Here is an 18,929-nt window from a genome sequence, read left to right as displayed (position 1 = left end):
GCTTACGCGCGGATTTGTTGTGATGTGGTTGTGCTCTGGCAGATGGCAACATGTGCCACATCGACCAGCTTACTTAACTGACTAAACAGTAAGTCGACCGACAGCGGACTGGCAACGGTCAATTCAATATTTATATTCTGCGCGTCGCGAGCGGAACCCATATTCATGGCGCACACCTGAAAACCACGATGGCGTACCACACGTAATACACGTTCCAGTGTTTCCGGATTAAAGCGGGCTTCTACGGCGACCTGATGTTGCATCATGATAATTTCTCCAGCATTTCAGAGTTGCTGGCGCCAGGCGGCACCAGTGGCCAGACATTCTCAAGTTCGTCGATTGAGACATGAAGCAGGTATGGCCCGTCGCTGCTCAACAGGGTATCGAGTGCCGCTTCAACCTGGTCTTTTCGGGTGATGTGTTGGCCAGGGATGCCAAAGGCGCTGGCCAACGTGAGGAAATCGGGGTTATCGGTGAGGGTGGTTTCGCTATATCGTTCCTGGAAAAACAGCTGTTGCCATTGTCGAACCATGCCTAACCGTTGGTTATCCAGTAAGACTATCTTCAACGGTAACTGCTTACGTTTTACGGTGCCCAGCTCCTGAACATTCATCATGAAGGAGCCGTCACCGGAGATACAGATAACGGTGTCGTCCGGTCGCGCAACCTGCGCGCCAACGGCAGCCGGTAAACCAAAACCCATCGTCCCTAAGCCGCTGGAGGTGATGAAATTCTCCGGGCGAGTGTACGTCATATGTTGCGCGGACCACATCTGATGCTGACCGACATCCGTCGTCACCACACAGTTGGTGGGTTTTCGTTCCGACAGCTGTTTCAACAACAGTGGCGCATAGATGGCTTCCCCTGGATGATCGTAGCGCCAGGTGTGGTCAGTACGCAGTTCCGCATTACGCTGACGCCATTCATCAATGTTGATCGTCTGCTGCAGAGCTGGCAGCAACGCATTCAAATCGGCCTGCAAGGTGACATGCGCCCGGCGCAGTTTGTTCAGTTCAGCCGGGTCGATATCCATATGAATCACGCTGGCATGCGGCGCGAAGGTATCCAGTTTGCCGGTCACCCGGTCATCAAAACGAGCACCAACCGCAATCAGCAAATCACACTCCTGCACGGCGAAGTTCGCAGCTTTGGTGCCATGCATGCCCAGCATCCCCAGATAGTAGGGATAATCCGCCTCGACAGCGCCCAGCCCTTTCAGCGTGCAGGTAACCGGCATTTGCGTTACCGCAATAAACTCACGCAGCGCCGGAACCGCCTGCGCCATCCCGACGCCACCGCCCACGTACAGCATCGGTTTTTGCGCCTGGGCCAGCATTTTTCGCGCCTGCTCAACGTCGGCATGAGGGAAAACCGCCGCGTTTTCGACTGTTGTGAAATACGGTTCCAGCGCCCCGCGGGCTAACTGGATATCTTTTGGGATATCCACCAGAACCGGGCCAGGACGGCCAGAGTTAGCAACCTCAAACGCCTCAGCCATGATGCGTGGCAACTCTTCCAGCGACTGCACAAGAAAACTGTGCTTGGTACAGGCCAGAGACAGTCCTAATACGTCCACTTCCTGAAACGCGTCGGTGCCAATGAGCGGCGCAGCAACCTGCCCGGTGATCGCCACAACAGGGACCGAATCTAACAGCGCATCGGCAAGGCCGGTGATCAGGTTGGTTGCCCCCGGACCAGAGGTGGCGATGCAAACGCCTGTTTTACCGGTGGAACGGGCATAACCAATGGCCGCGATCGCCGCCCCCTGTTCGTGTCGGCACAGCAGGTGTTCCACGCCACCGTCGTACAATGCATCGTAGACCGGCATAATTGCGCCACCGGGATAGCCGAATACTGTCTCGACACCCTGTGCACGCAACGCATGTACCACCCACTGTGCTCCATTCATAGTTAGTTCCCCGTCGTAAATCTTAAGAAACAGAATTTTATGCTGTTATTCATTTTCTGTTCCTCTGTTGTGTTTTTAAGGTCAAAAAAAACCCCCGGACCTTTCGGTGCGGGGGTCTTAGTTCGTTAAGGCTTGATTTTTAAGCCTTTCCTCGTCCAAGTGCAGCCCCGCACGATGGGATAATAATCACCACCACGCTAATCACGACCAGGCTAATCACTCGTAGAAGGGCTGTCATTTTCGTCTATTCTTGCATCTTGTTCGAAGGAATACCTAAAGAGTTACCATAGATTTCGCCAATAGCACAAGATTTTTTTCTTTTCATTTTTCTGACTCAGCTAACGGATTAGCTAAAAACCATTGTTTTTTATACAAAAACCAGGAATTGAAAAAATTTCACTTTCGGGGCGGAAGTAAAACCCTTTTTCAGAACGCCAAAGGTGATGGAAAGCGGACTGCGAGCGCCCTTCCAGTAAAAGAGAAAATGCAGACAAATTGCATTAAAAGTGCGGAAACCGCAGCGAATAAACGTCATTTAGCAATAATACTGCATAGAAGAGTTCAGACATAATAGTGGCATCGGGAGGGATTATGTCACTGTCAATTGTTCATACACGCGCAGCGCTGGGGGTGAATGCACCGGCGATTACCATCGAAGTGCATATCAGTAACGGCCTGCCCGGTTTAACACTGGTGGGGTTACCAGAAACAACCGTTAAAGAGGCGCGCGACCGGGTACGCAGCGCGATCATTAATAGCGGGTATGACTTTCCCGCAAAGAAAATCACCATCAATCTCGCCCCTGCCGATCTTCCCAAAGAGGGCGGGAGATATGATTTACCTATTGCTGTGGCGCTTCTGGTTGCCTCTGAGCAGCTTACAACACATAAACTCGACCAATATGAGTTAGTGGGTGAATTAGCGCTTACAGGTGCATTACGCGGCGTTCCCGGTGCCATATCCAGTGCAACCGAAGCGATACGAGCGGGAAGATGCATTATTGTGGCTAAAGAGAATGAAGAAGAGGTCGGATTAATTGATGGCAAGGGATGTCTGATTGCCGATCATCTGCAAGCCGTCTGTGCCTTCCTGGAAGGAAAGCATGATCTTAGCCATCCCGGAGTCAGCGACAGGGTGGCCTGCGCGTCATCTGACGATCTCAGCGATATTATTGGTCAGGAGCAAGGAAAACGCAGCCTTGAGATCACCGCCGCGGGCGGGCATAACCTGCTGTTGGTTGGCCCACCGGGTACAGGAAAAACGATGCTTGCCAGCCGCCTTAATGGCCTGTTACCGGCGTTGAGTAACAAAGAAGCCCTGGAAAGCGCCGCCATCCTCAGCCTGGTCAACTCAACCAGCGTGCAAAAACGGTGGAAGCAACGACCTTTTCGCGCACCGCACCACAGCGCATCCCTGACCGCGATGGTTGGTGGCGGTACCTTCCCCGCGCCAGGCGAAATTTCATTGGCGCACAACGGAATACTGTTTCTTGATGAGTTGCCTGAGTTTGAACGACGGACATTAGATGCCCTACGTGAACCCATAGAGTCTGGCCAGATCCACCTTTCGCGCACGCGCGCTAAGATCACCTATCCTGCGCGCTTTCAACTGGTGGCTGCAATGAATCCCAGTCCTACAGGACACTATCAGGGTAACCATAACCGGAGTACACCTGAACAGACATTACGCTATCTCAGTCGACTCTCTGGCCCCTTTCTGGACCGCTTTGATCTTTCTCTCGAGATCCCTTTGCCTCCGCCAGGCATACTCAGCCAACCCGGTGTAAAAGGAGAAAACAGCTTTACGGTTAAACAGCGGGTCATTGCCGCGCAGGAACGTCAGCATAAACGCCAGGGCAAACTGAATGCACACCTGCAAAACAGGGAGATACGTGAACACTGTCCGTTAGCGGATGAAGACGCGCAATGGCTTGAGGAGACACTCATCCATCTTGGGTTGTCTATACGGGCCTGGCAGCGGTTATTGAAGGTCTCAAGGACCATTGCCGATCTTGCGCAAGCCGAACATATTTCACGACGACACTTGCAGGAAGCAGTCAGCTACCGGGCGATAGATCGACTGCTTGCTCACCTGCAGAAGCAACTGACATAAAAAAAGGGCCGGGGCCCTTTTTTATTAGTCATCAGACTCAGTGTAGTCCTCAGCGCCTTCCATCTGCGGTTTACCGCCAGACAGGGTGTGAAAACGTTTTGGACGCTTGATACGCGTCATGTATTTAGACCAGACGCGTTCCGCTTCGGTCACTGGCTCACGTTCACCACGACATACCGCAACAAAGAGCCTCTCTTCTTCAGTAACCGGCTCACGTTTGCCCAGATCCAGCTCATTGAAGGCATAACCATGACGTTCAAGCAATTGCGCCTCTTTGATGGTGAAATCACCATGACGAGAGAAACCGCGTGGATAATATTTATTGTCGAAATATCGATTAGTCGTCGTAAAGCTTTCCGCCATCCTGCACGCTCCTAATTCTTTTGGCCGAGCTATTTATGGCGCGGAGTATTAGTTACGCTTGACAGAGTGTAAAACAAAACATTTAAATCATAACGACAAATAATTTTGCGGAGAGCACTGTGGATACGGAATTGTTAAAAACTTTCCTGGAAGTTAGCCGAACGCGCCATTTTGGCCGGGCTGCGGAAGCGCTCTACCTGACTCAGTCGGCGGTCAGCTTTCGCATCAGACAGTTGGAAAACCAACTCGGTGTGAATCTTTTTACCCGCCACAGAAATAATATCCGCTTAACGGCGGCCGGCGAGAAGCTTCTGCCCTATGCAGAAACGTTGATGAATACATGGCAGGCGGCACGTAAAGAGGTCGCCCATACATCAAGGCATAATGAGTTTTCAATCGGTGCCAGTGCGTCGTTGTGGGAGTGTATGCTCAACGACTGGTTAGGACGCTTGTACCAGGCACAAGAGCCCCAGAACGGTTTGCAATTCGAAGCCCGCATCGCACAGCGTCAGTCACTGGTAAAACAGTTGCATGAACGCCAGCTTGATCTGCTTATCACCACAGAAGCCCCAAAAATGGATGAGTTCAGCAGCCAGTTGCTGGGGTATTTCACCCTGGCACTCTATTGCGCCAGCCCTTCGACGATGAAAGAGGCGCTGAATTATCTGCGTCTGGAGTGGGGGCCGGACTTTCAACAACATGAAGTGGGATTAATTGCCGCCGATGAAGTCCCGGTACTGACCACCAGTTCTGCTGAACTGGCCAGACAGCAACTTCACGCTCTGAATGGTTGCACCTGGTTACCCACGCGTTGGGCCAAAGAAAAGGGTGAGTTGCATACCGTTGCAGACAGCGCAACGCTTTCGCGTCCGTTGTACGCTATCTGGCTGCAAAATAGTGATAAACATGCGCTGATCAAAGATCTTCTAAAGATAGATGTGCTGGAAGAGTAAGTAAAAATGACGCTGGCAAGGATGCCAGAAAAGGAGGAGATCGGTATCTGAAGTGGTTTTCTACAGACAAAAAAAATCCTTAGCAAATGCTAAGGATTATTTTCTGGCAGGGGCGGAGAGACTCGAACTCCCAACACCCGGTTTTGGAGACCGGTGCTCTACCAATTGAACTACGCCCCTAATTAGGGTGGCGGAACGGACGGGACTCGAACCCGCGACCCCCTGCGTGACAGGCAGGTATTCTAACCAACTGAACTACCGCTCCACCGAATTTTTCTACAACCACTGGTTTTGACACCAGTTTACTGCTTAATTTGATGCCTGGCAGTTTATGAATCACTTCGTGATTCACCCTTCGGGCCGTTGCTTCGCAACGTTCAAAAGCTTTGCTTTTGTCCTACTCTCATCGAGTAGTGAACTGCCTCGAAGACTACTTCAGGTTTTTCAATTTGATGCCTGGCAGTTCCCTACTCTCGCATGGGGAGACCCCACACTACCATCGGCGCTACGGCGTTTCACTTCTGAGTTCGGCATGGGGTCAGGTGGGACCACCGCGCTACAGCCGCCAGGCAAATTCTTGGTGCTCTGTACGCAATAATTTATCACATCAGCCGCGTTGGCTGCTCTCGTAAACTCAGTCACATACCTTTGTATGCTCCTTCCTTTACTTCGCTTGCCGCCTTGCTGCTGTGCAAACTATTGCGCACTTGCGTCTGAATCTAAGCTGAAAATATTCTCTCAAATCCGCCAAAACAGCTTCGGCGTTGTAAGGTTAAGCCTCACGGTTCATTAGTACCGGTTAGCTCAACGCATCGCTGCGCTTACACACCCGGCCTATCAACGTCGTCGTCTTCAACGTTCCTTCAGGACCCTTAAAGGGTCAGGGAGAACTCATCTCGGGGCAAGTTTCGTGCTTAGATGCTTTCAGCACTTATCTTTTCCGCATTTAGCTACCGGGCAGTGCCATTGGCATGACAACCCGAACACCAGTGATGCGTCCACTCCGGTCCTCTCGTACTAGGAGCAGCCCCCCTCAATTCTCCAGCGCCCACGGCAGATAGGGACCGAACTGTCTCACGACGTTCTAAACCCAGCTCGCGTACCACTTTAAATGGCGAACAGCCATACCCTTGGGACCTACTTCAGCCCCAGGATGTGATGAGCCGACATCGAGGTGCCAAACACCGCCGTCGATATGAACTCTTGGGCGGTATCAGCCTGTTATCCCCGGAGTACCTTTTATCCGTTGAGCGATGGCCCTTCCATTCAGAACCACCGGATCACTAAGACCTGCTTTCGCACCTGCTCGCGCCGTCACGCTCGCAGTCAAGCTAGCTTATGCCTTTGCACTAACCTCCTGATGTCCGACCAGGATTAGCTAACCTTCGTGCTCCTCCGTTACTCTTTAGGAGGAGACCGCCCCAGTCAAACTACCCACCAGACACTGTCCGCAACCCGGATTACGGGCCCACGTTAGAACACCAGCCATTAAAGGGTGGTATTTCAAGGTTGGCTCCATGCAGACTGGCGTCCACACTTCAAAGCCTCCCACCTATCCTACACATCAAGGACCAGTGTTCAGTGTCAAGCTATAGTAAAGGTTCACGGGGTCTTTCCGTCTTGCCGCGGGTACACTGCATCTTCACAGCGAGTTCAATTTCACTGAGTCTCGGGTGGAGACAGCCTGGCCATCATTACGCCATTCGTGCAGGTCGGAACTTACCCGACAAGGAATTTCGCTACCTTAGGACCGTTATAGTTACGGCCGCCGTTTACCGGGGCTTCGATCAAGAGCTTCTCCCTAAGGATAACCCCATCAATTAACCTTCCGGCACCGGGCAGGCGTCACACCGTATACGTCCACTTTCGTGTTTGCACAGTGCTGTGTTTTTAATAAACAGTTGCAGCCAGCTGGTATCTTCGACTGATTTCAGCTCCATGAGTAAATCACTTCACCTACATATCAGCGTGCCTTCTCCCGAAGTTACGGCACCATTTTGCCTAGTTCCTTCACCCGAGTTCTCTCAAGCGCCTTGGTATTCTCTACCTGACCACCTGTGTCGGTTTGGGGTACGATTTGATGTTACCTGATGCTTAGAGGCTTTTCCTGGAAGCAGGGCATTTGTTACTTCAGCACCGTAGTGCCTCGTCATCACGCCTCAGTGTTAAAGTGAACCGGATTTACCTGGAACACACACCTACACGCTTAAACCGGGACAACCGTCGCCCGGCCAACATAGCCTTCTCCGTCCCCCCTTCGCAGTAACACCAAGTACAGGAATATTAACCTGTTTCCCATCGACTACGCCTTTCGGCCTCGCCTTAGGGGTCGACTCACCCTGCCCCGATTAACGTTGGACAGGAACCCTTGGTCTTCCGGCGAGCGGGCTTTTCACCCGCTTTATCGTTACTTATGTCAGCATTCGCACTTCTGATACCTCCAGCATGCCTCACAGCACACCTTCGCAGGCTTACAGAACGCTCCCCTACCCAACAACACATAGTGTCGCTGCCGCAGCTTCGGTGCATGGTTTAGCCCCGTTACATCTTCCGCGCAGGCCGACTCGACCAGTGAGCTATTACGCTTTCTTTAAATGATGGCTGCTTCTAAGCCAACATCCTGGCTGTCTGAGCCTTCCCACATCGTTTCCCACTTAACCATGACTTTGGGACCTTAGCTGGCGGTCTGGGTTGTTTCCCTCTTCACGACGGACGTTAGCACCCGCCGTGTGTCTCCCGTGATAACATTCTTCGGTATTCGCAGTTTGCATCGGGTTGGTAAGTCGGGATGACCCCCTAGCCGAAACAGTGCTCTACCCCCGAAGATGAGTTCACGAGGCGCTACCTAAATAGCTTTCGGGGAGAACCAGCTATCTCCCGGTTTGATTGGCCTTTCACCCCCAGCCACAAGTCATCCGCTAATTTTTCAACATTAGTCGGTTCGGTCCTCCAGTTAGTGTTACCCAACCTTCAACCTGCCCATGGCTAGATCACCGGGTTTCGGGTCTATACCCTGCAACTTAACGCCCAGTTAAGACTCGGTTTCCCTTCGGCTCCCCTATTCGGTTAACCTTGCTACAGAATATAAGTCGCTGACCCATTATACAAAAGGTACGCAGTCACCCCATAAAAGAGGCTCCCACTGCTTGTACGTACACGGTTTCAGGTTCTTTTTCACTCCCCTCGCCGGGGTTCTTTTCGCCTTTCCCTCACGGTACTGGTTCACTATCGGTCAGTCAGGAGTATTTAGCCTTGGAGGATGGTCCCCCCATATTCAGACAGGATACCACGTGTCCCGCCCTACTCATCGAGCTCACAACACATGCACTTTTGTGTACGGGGCTGTCACCCTGTATCGCCGGCCTTTCCAGACCGTTCCACTAACACACATGCTGATTCAGGCTCTGGGCTGCTCCCCGTTCGCTCGCCGCTACTGGGGGAATCTCGGTTGATTTCTTTTCCTCGGGGTACTTAGATGTTTCAGTTCCCCCGGTTCGCCTCGTTAAGCTATGTATTCACTTAACGATAGTGCAACGAATTGCACTGGGTTTCCCCATTCGGACATCGCCGGCTATAACGGTTCATATCACCTTACCGACGCTTTTCGCAGATTAGCACGTCCTTCATCGCCTCTGACTGCCAGGGCATCCACCGTGTACGCTTAGTCGCTTAACCTCACAACCCGAAGATGTTTCGTAAAACACTTCAGTGTTGCGAAAATTTGAGAGACTCGAACACACATTAACTGTGTGTCGTTTCAATTTTCAGCTTGATCCAGATTTTTAAAGAGCAAATATCTCAAACATGACTCACAAGTCAGTTTTGAGATATTAAGGCACGCGTCTTTCACTCACATACCAGCAAGTGGCGTCCCCTAGGGGATTCGAACCCCTGTTACCGCCGTGAAAGGGCGGTGTCCTGGGCCTCTAGACGAAGGGGACACAAAGTCTCAATCGCAAGACGCCTTGCTATTCACTTTTCATCAGACAATCTGTGTGGACACTGCAAAGGAAAGGTTCTTTCAGGTAAGGAGGTGATCCAACCGCAGGTTCCCCTACGGTTACCTTGTTACGACTTCACCCCAGTCATGAATCACAAAGTGGTAAGCGCCCTCCCGAAGGTTAAGCTACCTACTTCTTTTGCAACCCACTCCCATGGTGTGACGGGCGGTGTGTACAAGGCCCGGGAACGTATTCACCGTGGCATTCTGATCCACGATTACTAGCGATTCCGACTTCATGGAGTCGAGTTGCAGACTCCAATCCGGACTACGACATACTTTATGAGGTCCGCTTACTCTCGCGAGGTCGCTTCTCTTTGTATATGCCATTGTAGCACGTGTGTAGCCCTGGTCGTAAGGGCCATGATGACTTGACGTCATCCCCACCTTCCTCCAGTTTATCACTGGCAGTCTCCTTTGAGTTCCCGGCCGGACCGCTGGCAACAAAGGATAAGGGTTGCGCTCGTTGCGGGACTTAACCCAACATTTCACAACACGAGCTGACGACAGCCATGCAGCACCTGTCTCACAGTTCCCGAAGGCACCAAGGCATCTCTGCCAAGTTCTGTGGATGTCAAGACCAGGTAAGGTTCTTCGCGTTGCATCGAATTAAACCACATGCTCCACCGCTTGTGCGGGCCCCCGTCAATTCATTTGAGTTTTAACCTTGCGGCCGTACTCCCCAGGCGGTCTATTTAACGCGTTAGCTCCGGAAGCCACTCCTCAGGGGAACAACCTCCAAATAGACATCGTTTACGGCGTGGACTACCAGGGTATCTAATCCTGTTTGCTCCCCACGCTTTCGCACCTGAGCGTCAGTCTTCGTCCAGGGGGCCGCCTTCGCCACCGGTATTCCTCCAGATCTCTACGCATTTCACCGCTACACCTGGAATTCTACCCCCCTCTACGAGACTCAAGCCTGCCAGTTTCGAATGCAGTTCCCAGGTTGAGCCCGGGGATTTCACATCCGACTTGACAGACCGCCTGCGTGCGCTTTACGCCCAGTAATTCCGATTAACGCTTGCACCCTCCGTATTACCGCGGCTGCTGGCACGGAGTTAGCCGGTGCTTCTTCTGCGGGTAACGTCAATGGATGCGGTTATTAACCACATCCCCTTCCTCCCCGCTGAAAGTACTTTACAACCCGAAGGCCTTCTTCATACACGCGGCATGGCTGCATCAGGCTTGCGCCCATTGTGCAATATTCCCCACTGCTGCCTCCCGTAGGAGTCTGGACCGTGTCTCAGTTCCAGTGTGGCTGGTCATCCTCTCAGACCAGCTAGGGATCGTCGCCTTGGTGAGCCGTTACCTCACCAACTAGCTAATCCCATCTGGGCACATCCGATGGCAAGAGGCCCGAAGGTCCCCCTCTTTGGTCTTGCGACGTTATGCGGTATTAGCTACCGTTTCCAGTAGTTATCCCCCTCCATCGGGCAGTTTCCCAGACATTACTCACCCGTCCGCCACTCGTCAGCAAAGCAGCAAGCTGCTTCCTGTTACCGTTCGACTTGCATGTGTTAGGCCTGCCGCCAGCGTTCAATCTGAGCCATGATCAAACTCTTCAATTTAAGTTTGATGCTCAAAGAATTAAACTTCGTAATGAATTACGTGTTCACTCTTGAGACTTGGTATTCATTTATCGTCCGAAGACGTTAAGAATCCAGTCGCCCTGAGTGCCCACACAGATTGTCTGATAAATTGTTAAAGAGCAGTGCCGCTTCGCTTTTTCTCAGCGGCGCGGGGTGTGCATAATACGCTTTCCCGCTTCAGAGTCAAGCATTTATTTCGCTTTTCTCTGTCAGAATTTCCGGAGAAACCCTGCTGACCCGGCGGCTTGCGTGCCGTTGTTCCGTGTCAGTGGAGGCGCATTATAGGGAGTTATTTCAGGCTGACAAGGGGAAATTTAAAATAATTTTCCGAGTGTTCCTTTTTTCACCAAAACCGGTATTAACGTGCCATAAAATAAGCGTTTTGCTGTTTTTGTAACCGCAATCACACATCCAGGTGGCATACTAATGAGTAAGAAAAAGATAAAGGACAAAGAGTAATGCCTTTAAGCGCACAACAGTTGGCTGCACAGAAAAACCTTTCCTATGTTCTGGCTGAGAAGCTAGCGCAGCAGATCCTCAAAGGTGAATATGCCCCTGGCGCCATTCTCCCTGGCGAAATAGAACTGGGCGAACAGTTTGGTGTAAGCCGGACCGCCGTTCGGGAAGCAGTCAAAACATTAACTGCCAAAGGGATGGTGCTACCGCGCCCTCGCATTGGCACCCGCGTGATGCCGCAAGCAAACTGGAACTTTCTCGATCAGGAGTTACTCACCTGGTGGATGACCGAAGAAAATTTTCAGCAGGTTATCGAGCATTTTCTGGTAATGCGTATCAGCCTGGAGCCTCAGGCGTGCTCGCTGGCAGCGACAATCGGCACCGTTGAGCAAAAAGCGCATCTGAATGCATTAATGGAAGAGATGGTCGCGCTGAAAAAGAACTTTAAGCGCGAACGCTGGATTGAAGTGGATATGGCCTGGCATGAGCATATTTACGAAATGAGCGCGAACCCGTTCTTAACCTCTTTTGCCTCGTTGTTTCATTCTGTCTACCACACCTATTTTAATTCAATTACTTATAACACCGTTGTGAAGCTGGATTTGCATCAGGCCATTGTCGACGCCATTGCACAAAGCGATGGCGACGGTGCGTTTAAGGCTTGTCAGGCTCTGCTGATAGCCCCGAATGAACGTCCAGAAAACGACCAGGATTGTGCATGACCAACAAAAAAGCGCGCAGTATGGCCGGATTGCCGTGGATAGCGGCAATGGCCTTCTTCATGCAAGCACTGGACGCCACCATTCTTAATACCGCTTTACCCGCCATCGCGCAGAGCCTCAACCGCTCCCCCCTGGCAATGCAGTCTGCGATTATCAGTTACACCCTGACGGTTGCCATGCTGATCCCGGTGAGTGGATGGCTGGCCGATCGCTTCGGTACCCGACGCGTATTTATGGTCGCCGTAAGCCTGTTTACGCTCGGCTCTCTCGCCTGCGCACTTTCCAGTACGTTGCCGGAGTTGGTCATTTTTCGTGTGATTCAGGGGATTGGTGGCGCAATGATGATGCCGGTTGCACGCCTGGCATTATTGAGAGCCTACCCGCGCAGTGAACTGCTGCCGGTGCTGAACTTTGTGACGATGCCTGGACTGGTCGGCCCCATCCTGGGTCCGGTTCTGGGGGGCGTTCTGGTTACCTGGGCCAGTTGGCACTGGATTTTCCTGATCAATATTCCGATAGGAATCGCCGGCATTCTGTATGCACGCAAATATATGCCGAACTTCACCACCCCGCGGCGTAAATTTGATACGATGGGCTTCTTTCTTTTTGGTCTGAGCCTGGTCCTCTTTTCCAGCGGGATGGAGTTGTTTGGCGAGAAAATTGTCGCTACCTGGATAGCATTGACCATTATCCTGCTGAGCATTGTGTTACTGCTGGCTTATGTACGTCATGCACGACGCCACCCAACACCGCTGATTTCACTGTCATTGTTTAAGACCCGCACCTTCTCGGTCGGCATTTCCGGCAACCTTGCTACTCGTCTGGGGACGGGATGCGTGCCGTTCCTGATGCCGCTGATGTTACAGGTGGGATTTGGCTTCCCGGCGCTGATTGCCGGTTGCATGATGGCCCCCACCGCGCTGGGGTCAATACTGGCGAAGTCGATGGTGACGCAGGTGCTGCGCCGTCTGGGTTATCGAACCACACTGGTGGGTATCACTGTCTTCATTGGACTGATGATTGCGCAGTTCTCTCTGCAATCCCCTGCCATGCCCGTCTGGCTGTTGATTTTACCGTTGTTCATTCTGGGGATGGCAATGTCGACGCAATTCACCGCGATGAACACGATTACGCTGGCCGATCTGACTGATGACAACGCCAGCAGCGGCAACAGCGTACTGGCCGTTACGCAGCAGTTGTCCATCAGTTTAGGGGTGGCGATCAGCGCAGCGGTGCTACGCATCTATGAAGGGATGGAGGGAACCAATACGGTCGAACAGTTCCACTACACCTTTATCACGATGGGCGCGATTACGATCGTGTCAGCCCTGATGTTCATGTTATTGAGAGCCAAAGATGGCCGCAACCTGATCAAAGAGCGACACAAGCCTACACCGAGCCCCGCGCCATCAGAACAGGAGTAAGTTGCAGACGCTGCTGTTGTAGGGCGGGTTGCGCCATTCGATGAATCAGCACATCGATGGCCAGCTCACCCAGTTCATCTTTCGGTTGATGAATGGTGGTAAGCGGTGGCGTCATGTAACGCGCCAGTTCTATGTCGTCGTAGCCAATCACCGCCATATCCTGCGGAATTCGCAATCCAGCCTGATACAACGCCTGATAAGCACCTACCGCCATCGCATCGTTGCCGGCAAAAACCGCGTGAGGACGAGATTGATGAGAAAGCAGTTTCTGCATGGCCTCAAACCCACCGCCAAATTCAAAATCACCGGTAATTTCGTAACCGTCCGGGATATCCAGTCCAGCGCGTTTCATCGCGCCGCGATATCCTTCCAGACGCAACCGCGCCGGGGTTTTATCAAGCGGCCCGGTAATACAGGCGATGCGGGTAAAGCCTTTATCAATCAGATGCTGCGTCGCCAGGTCACCGCCGAGCAACGAGTTATCCTGAATAAGATCGCTATCCCCATCACCATCAAAAGGCGACCAGTCCATCATAACGGTAGGGATAGAGGGGTAGCGCTGCATGATTTCACGCGACGGCTGGTGTGTTTCGGTACAGAGCAACAGTAAGCCATCCACCCGCTTTTGCATCAGGGTTTCCAGATTACGGTTCATGCGCTGCTCATCGCCTTCGGTATTACATAACACCAGGCTATAGCCGCGCTCAAAACAACTGCGCTCAACGCCACGCACCAGTTCGGAGTAAAACGGGTTGGTACTCGCTGTGATCAGCATGCCAATGGTTCGCGTCTGATTCAGCTTCAGGCTGCGCGCCAGCGCAGAAGGGGCGTAATTTAACGACTTGATCGCTGCATCGACTTTTTCAGTTATCGCTTCACTGACAAAGCGATCCTTATTAATGACGTGCGAAACGGTCGAGGTGGAAACGCCCGCCAGGCGGGCAACATCCTTCATGGTAGCCAAGCGTTACCTCTGCTGACCTAAAAACGCCTCAATTTCATTACGCCACGGCACGGAAGGCTGCGCGCCTTTACGGGTCACGGCAATCGCCGCTGCGGCATGAGCAAAGCGAATCGCGTCAGACAGCGGCTTTTCTTCCAGTAGAGCAGTGATCAGCGCGCCGTTGAAGGTATCGCCCGCAGCGATAGTATCGACAGCATCCACTTTGAATCCAGGAACCCGGCCGCCTTCGCCATTCACACTGGCCCAGACGCCCCGGCTCCCTAACGTAATCAGTACGGTATGAATGCCTTTCGCATGCAGTACCTGGGATGCTTTCGCCGCGTCTTCATCGTTTTCAACACGGATCCCCGTCAGCTTTTCGGCTTCAGTTTCGTTCGGGGTGATGATATCCACCAGCGCCAGCAGTTCGTCGGATAACTCACGCGCCGGAGCAGGATTCAGCGCCACAATCGTATTGTTTTGCTTTGCGATTTTCGCGGCCGTCAGCACGCTTTCGATCGGCGACTCCAGTTGCATCAACAGTGCGGATGCCTGAGCAATTCGCTCACGCTGCGCCTCGACTAACGCAGGGGAAAGCGCCGCATTAGCGCCAGCATGGATACCAATAACGTTTTCACCGTCGCCATTCACAAAAATCAGCGCCACGCCGGTGGAATCCCCACTGATGACGCTGACCGGATCGACATCAATGTTGTCACTAATAAGCTGTTTGCGGATGTTACTTCCTATATCGTCATCGCCTGTGCAGGCAATGAATGCAATATTCGCCCCACTGCGACCCGCAGCCACCGCCTGATTCGCGCCTTTGCCGCCAAAAGCCACCTGATAGTGGTTTCCGGTGACGGTTTCACCTGGCGCCGGGAATGTTTTAAGGTTCAGGATATGGTCGGCATTAATACTGCCAAGAACGACAAGATTGCCTGCGGTTTTCATGTTCGGGGTGTCCATCTGAGGAAGCCACCGGTATTACCCGGTGGCGTATGCCACACTTTCTTTTCTTTATATTTAGTCCCTCAGGCGACGCGTGGTCGCCTGAATCGCCAGTTACTGCTTGATGACCAGCTTCAGGTCAACAGGGTACTTGGCCTGAACTTTCTCGCCTTTCAGTACCTTATCCGCCGTCTCAACACCTTTCGCGCCGATCTGGTCCGGTAACTGTGCGATAGTCGCAGCCAGTTTGCCATCATTTACTGCTTTTTCGCCATCAGGCGTACCGTCAAATCCGACCACCATCACATCAGATTTACCTGCGGTTTGCAGAGCACGCAGCGCACCCAGTGCCATTTCATCGTTCTGCGCAAAGACAGCCTGCACGTCCGGATGCGCAGTCAGCAGGTTCTGCATCACGTTCAGACCTTTAGTACGGTCGAAGTCTGCTGGCTGGCTGGCCAGGACGTTAAATTTGTGTGCCGCAACGGCCTGCTGGAAACCTTCGCCACGCTCACGCGCCGCTGAAGTCCCGGCAATACCCTGCAGTTCAATGACTTTCGCACCTTCACCGGCTTTTTTGGCGATGTAATCACCGGCGATTTTCCCGCCCAGCACGTTATCAGATGCGATGTGGCTGACGACGTCACCTTTGGTTGCCTGACGGTCAAGGGTGATGACCGGGATATTCGCCTGGTTCGCCATCTTCACCGCGTTACCCACCGCGTCGGAATCCGTCGGGTTGATCAGCAGAATTTTGGTACCACGTACGGTTAAATCCTGAACGTTCGCCAACTCTTTCGCCGGGTTGTTCTGGGAGTCCAGTACCACCAGGTTGTAACCCAGCTTATCAGCTTCTTTCTGCGCCCCATCTTTCAGCGAGACGAAGAACGGGTTGTTAAGCGTGGAGACCACCAGCGCAATGGTATCTTTCGCCATTGCGTTCGCGCTCACGGTGGCGCTTAGCGCAACAGCAGAAACCAGGGTAGCCAGTTTTTTCATGTTCATATTTAAGATGTCCTGTAGTCGTTGTTACTGCTTTTTGTTGTCTACCAGTACCGCCAGCAAAATCACCACCGCTTTGACGATCATCTGGTAATAGGAGGAAACACCTAACAAATTCAAACCATTATTGAGGAAACCCAGAATTAATGCGCCGATCAAGGTCCCAACAATACGTCCTTTGCCGCCCGCCAGACTGGTCCCGCCCAGCACAACGGCCGCGATAGCATCCAGCTCATAGCCCGTACCAGCAGTCGGCTGGGCAGAGGAGAGGCGCGCCACTTCAATGATGCCCGCCAGCGACGCCAGCAGCCCACACAGTGAATAGACGATAATCTTGATTTTACTGACGCTGATACCGGACAGACGCGTTGCCGCTTCGTTACCGCCCAGCGCATAGATATAGCGACCCAGACGGGTGTGGTGCAACATGTACCATGCCGCCAGGAAAACAATCCCCATGATCCAGACTGGCGTCGGTACGCCCAGCGGACGACCGATTCCGAACCAGCCAAACAGATCGGCGTTATCGGTAAAGCCCGTGTTCACCGGACTCCCGTTGGTGTACACCATCGTCACGCCGCGCAGCAACAGCATCATAACCAGCGTGGCGATAAACGCCTGCACACGGCCTTTCGCCACAATCACGCCCGTGACGGCGCCTACAGCGGCACCTAATGCGAGGGCTGCTGCAACGGCCACCAGCGCGTTAACTTCAATCCCTACAATTGAAGCCGCAACCGCGCCGGTGAGCGCCAGCAGGGAACCGACTGACAGATCGATACCCGACGTCAGGATAACCAGCGTCATCCCCACAGCCATAATGGCGTTCACGGATGTCTGCTGAAGAATGTTGAACAGGTTATTGACGGTAAAAAAGTTAGGGCTCAACGTCGAGACAATCGCGATCAGTACCAGCAGGGCGATGAGCGACTTTTGCTCCATCAACCACGCTTTGGTGAAATAACGGCGACCAGAAACAGCCTGGGTAGTCATCTTTTTTACTCCTGATTCACGCGATTAAGCTTGCCCACAGCGGCAGCCATCAGAACTTCCTGGGTGGCCTGCTCGCGAGTGAATTCACCGCCGAGATGCCCTTCATGCATGACGATAATGCGATCGCTCATGCCTAATACTTCTGGCATCTCAGACGAGACCAGAATGATGCTCAGGCCATCGGCCTTAAACTGGTTAATTAGCTGATAAATTTCTTTCTTGGCCCCGACGTCCACGCCGCGAGTAGGCTCATCGAGGATCAACACCTTCGGACGGGTCATCAGGCCACGGGCAATCGCCACTTTCTGCTGGTTGCCCCCGGACAGCAAACCGATCGCCTGTTCCATCGACGGGGTTTTCACATTGAACAGGCGAATAAAATCGCTCACCGCCTGCTGCTCATCTTTATGCTTCAGACTGCCGCCGCTGCGGCTGAAATAGCGCAACGCGGTCAGAGACATATTTTCTTTCACCGACATGCCGAGCACTAAACCGTCGCGCTTGCGGTCTTCAGAAATATAGACGATGCCGTTCGCCAGTCCGTCCTGCGGCGAACGCGTGATCACTTCATGGCCATCAAGCGTGACATACCCGCTGGTACGCGGCAGTGCGCCATACAGAACTTTCATCAGTTCGGTACGTCCGGCCCCCATCAGGCCAGAAATACCTAAGATTTCGCCTTTACGCAGAGTAAAAGAGACATCGTTCACGCCAGGTCCGCACAGATTATCGACCTTCAGCCGGATGTCACCCGGTGCTTTATCCAGGCGCGGGTACTGCTCTTCAAGCTTACGGCCCACCATCATTTCAATCAGCGAATCTTCGGTCAGCGAGGCCACTTCACGTTCGGCAATAAATTGCCCGTCACGGAAAATGGTCACGTCATCGCAAATCTCGAAGATCTCTTTCATTCGGTGAGAAATATAGACAATACCGCGTCCCTGAGACTTCAGTTCGCGGATCACGCGGAACAGGGATTCGGTTTCGGTATCGGTGAGCGCATCCGTTGGCTCATCCATAATGATGACTTTCGACTCAAAGCTCAGCACTTTGGCGATTTCGACCATCTGCTGGTCGCCTATCGACAATTCACCCACCAGGCGGTCACTCTTAAAGCGCAGGTTGAGTTTGACTAGCAGGAGGTCCGCTTCGGCATACATCTTCTTCCAGTCGATTTTGCCAAAGCGGTTAACGAACTCGCGGCCAAGGAAAATATTCTCGGCAATGGTGAGTTGCGGGATCAGGTTTAGTTCCTGATGGATGATGCCGATCCCGGCTTCCTGGGATGATTTAGGACCGTTAAAGGTGGTTTCTTTACCCAGCCACAACAGTGAACCGGCATCGCGGGTATAGATACCCGTCAGCACTTTCATCATGGTGGACTTGCCAGCACCATTTTCCCCCACCAGCGCCATCACGCGACCGGGGTAAACATTGAGTGCGGCACCGGATAGCGCTTTCACGCCGGGGAACGCTTTATCGATCCCTTTGAGTTGCAGTAATGCGTCCATG

At 52.7% G+C, this 18,929-nt stretch carries 14 protein-coding genes, 3 tRNA genes and 3 rRNA genes; 4 read left to right on the top strand and 16 right to left on the bottom strand.

The window, feature by feature from the left end; all coding sequences use genetic code 11:
- Positions 1-2: 2 nt before the first annotated feature.
- From ilvM to ilvL, 4 genes are all read right to left on the bottom strand, one after another.
- Positions 3-266, bottom strand: coding sequence for an acetolactate synthase 2 small subunit (gene ilvM, locus F384_RS20485; protein WP_046492904.1), 264 nt, complete (start codon positions 264-266; stop codon positions 3-5).
- Positions 263-1,909, bottom strand: coding sequence for an acetolactate synthase 2 catalytic subunit (gene ilvG, locus F384_RS20480; protein ID WP_046492903.1), 1,647 nt, complete (start codon positions 1,907-1,909; stop codon positions 263-265). Before ilvG ends, ilvM begins: the two co-directional genes overlap by 4 nt.
- Before the next feature lie 2 nt (positions 1,910-1,911).
- Positions 1,912-1,962: a peptide IlvX gene (ilvX, locus tag F384_RS30240; protein WP_193388322.1), complete on the bottom strand. Its 51-nt coding sequence runs from the start codon at positions 1,960-1,962 to the stop codon at positions 1,912-1,914.
- Between the two features lie 86 nt (positions 1,963-2,048).
- Positions 2,049-2,147, bottom strand: a complete 99-nt coding sequence (gene ilvL, locus F384_RS29310; protein WP_042326053.1) for an ilv operon leader peptide — start codon at positions 2,145-2,147, stop codon at positions 2,049-2,051.
- Between the two features lie 353 nt (positions 2,148-2,500).
- On the opposite strand from ilvL, the gene F384_RS20475 reads away from it, so the two are divergent.
- A complete protein-coding gene (locus F384_RS20475) occupies positions 2,501-4,021 on the top strand; it encodes a YifB family Mg chelatase-like AAA ATPase (RefSeq protein WP_046492902.1) in 1,521 nt (506 codons plus the stop codon).
- 24 nt (positions 4,022-4,045) lie between these two features.
- Here the strand turns inward: F384_RS20475 and maoP are convergent, their stop codons facing one another.
- Positions 4,046-4,384 (bottom strand): macrodomain Ori organization protein MaoP, encoded by a 339-nt coding sequence (maoP, locus tag F384_RS20470; protein ID WP_012131115.1) that lies wholly within the window; start codon positions 4,382-4,384, stop codon positions 4,046-4,048.
- A 119-nt stretch (positions 4,385-4,503) separates the two neighbouring features.
- Here maoP and hdfR point away from each other — a divergent pair, with 119 nt between their 5' ends.
- Positions 4,504-5,337: an HTH-type transcriptional regulator HdfR gene (hdfR, locus tag F384_RS20465; RefSeq protein WP_046492900.1), complete on the top strand. Its 834-nt coding sequence runs from the start codon at positions 4,504-4,506 to the stop codon at positions 5,335-5,337.
- 104 nt (positions 5,338-5,441) lie between these two features.
- On the opposite strand, the gene F384_RS20460 is transcribed toward hdfR, so the two are convergent.
- The 6 genes from F384_RS20460 to F384_RS20435 all read right to left on the bottom strand — a co-directional run bounded on the left by F384_RS20460 (position 5,442) and on the right by F384_RS20435 (position 10,905).
- Positions 5,442-5,517: transfer RNA gene (locus F384_RS20460), tRNA-Trp, on the bottom strand.
- A gap of 8 nt (positions 5,518-5,525) precedes the next feature.
- Positions 5,526-5,602 (bottom strand) — tRNA-Asp (locus F384_RS20455).
- A gap of 189 nt (positions 5,603-5,791) precedes the next feature.
- Positions 5,792-5,907, bottom strand: a 5S ribosomal RNA gene (rrf, locus tag F384_RS20450).
- A gap of 198 nt (positions 5,908-6,105) precedes the next feature.
- Positions 6,106-9,012, bottom strand: a 23S ribosomal RNA gene (locus tag F384_RS20445).
- Positions 9,013-9,202: 190 nt separating this feature from the next.
- Positions 9,203-9,278, bottom strand: a tRNA-Glu gene (locus F384_RS20440).
- Positions 9,279-9,363: 85 nt separating this feature from the next.
- Positions 9,364-10,905 (bottom strand): 16S ribosomal RNA (locus F384_RS20435).
- The 16S, 23S and 5S rRNA genes sit together here with 3 tRNA genes alongside, the layout of an rRNA operon.
- A 479-nt stretch (positions 10,906-11,384) precedes the next feature.
- Here F384_RS20435 and F384_RS20430 point away from each other — a divergent pair.
- Together F384_RS20430 and mdtD are read left to right on the top strand one after the other, a co-directional pair.
- The gene (locus F384_RS20430; protein ID WP_046492899.1) at positions 11,385-12,104 is read left to right on the top strand and encodes a FadR/GntR family transcriptional regulator; all 720 of its coding nucleotides are present in this window, start codon (positions 11,385-11,387) and stop codon (positions 12,102-12,104) included.
- The gene (mdtD, locus tag F384_RS20425) at positions 12,101-13,528 is read left to right on the top strand and encodes a multidrug transporter subunit MdtD (RefSeq protein ID WP_046492897.1); all 1,428 of its coding nucleotides are present in this window, start codon (positions 12,101-12,103) and stop codon (positions 13,526-13,528) included. Before F384_RS20430 ends, mdtD begins: the two co-directional genes overlap by 4 nt.
- Here mdtD and rbsR read toward each other — a convergent pair.
- The 5 genes from rbsR to rbsA form a co-directional block, all read right to left on the bottom strand.
- On the bottom strand, positions 13,494-14,492 hold the full coding sequence (gene rbsR / locus F384_RS20420) for a ribose operon transcriptional repressor RbsR (RefSeq protein WP_080949998.1): 999 nt from the start codon (positions 14,490-14,492) through the stop codon (positions 13,494-13,496). The two genes, mdtD and rbsR, sit on opposite strands and share 35 nt — an antisense overlap.
- Before the next feature lie 3 nt (positions 14,493-14,495).
- On the bottom strand, positions 14,496-15,425 hold the full coding sequence (gene rbsK, locus F384_RS20415; RefSeq protein WP_046498468.1) for a ribokinase: 930 nt from the start codon (positions 15,423-15,425) through the stop codon (positions 14,496-14,498).
- Positions 15,426-15,536: 111 nt separating this feature from the next.
- Positions 15,537-16,427 carry a ribose ABC transporter substrate-binding protein RbsB gene (gene rbsB / locus F384_RS20410; protein ID WP_042998766.1) on the bottom strand — a complete coding sequence of 297 codons (891 nt, stop codon included), beginning with the start codon at positions 16,425-16,427 and terminating at the stop codon, positions 15,537-15,539.
- A 24-nt stretch (positions 16,428-16,451) separates the two neighbouring features.
- Positions 16,452-17,417, bottom strand: coding sequence for a ribose ABC transporter permease (rbsC, locus tag F384_RS20405; protein WP_042998765.1), 966 nt, complete (start codon positions 17,415-17,417; stop codon positions 16,452-16,454).
- A 5-nt stretch (positions 17,418-17,422) separates the two neighbouring features.
- A complete protein-coding gene (gene rbsA, locus F384_RS20400) occupies positions 17,423-18,928 on the bottom strand; it encodes a ribose ABC transporter ATP-binding protein RbsA (protein WP_046492893.1) in 1,506 nt (501 codons plus the stop codon).
- Position 18,929 lies beyond the last annotated feature (1 nt).

This window comes from Citrobacter amalonaticus Y19, from assembly GCF_000981805.1.
Classification (GTDB): Bacteria; Pseudomonadota; Gammaproteobacteria; order Enterobacterales; family Enterobacteriaceae; genus Citrobacter_A; species Citrobacter_A amalonaticus_C.
Note: the sequence above shows the minus strand (reverse complement) of the source record. Positions and strands in the feature narration are given on the sequence as shown.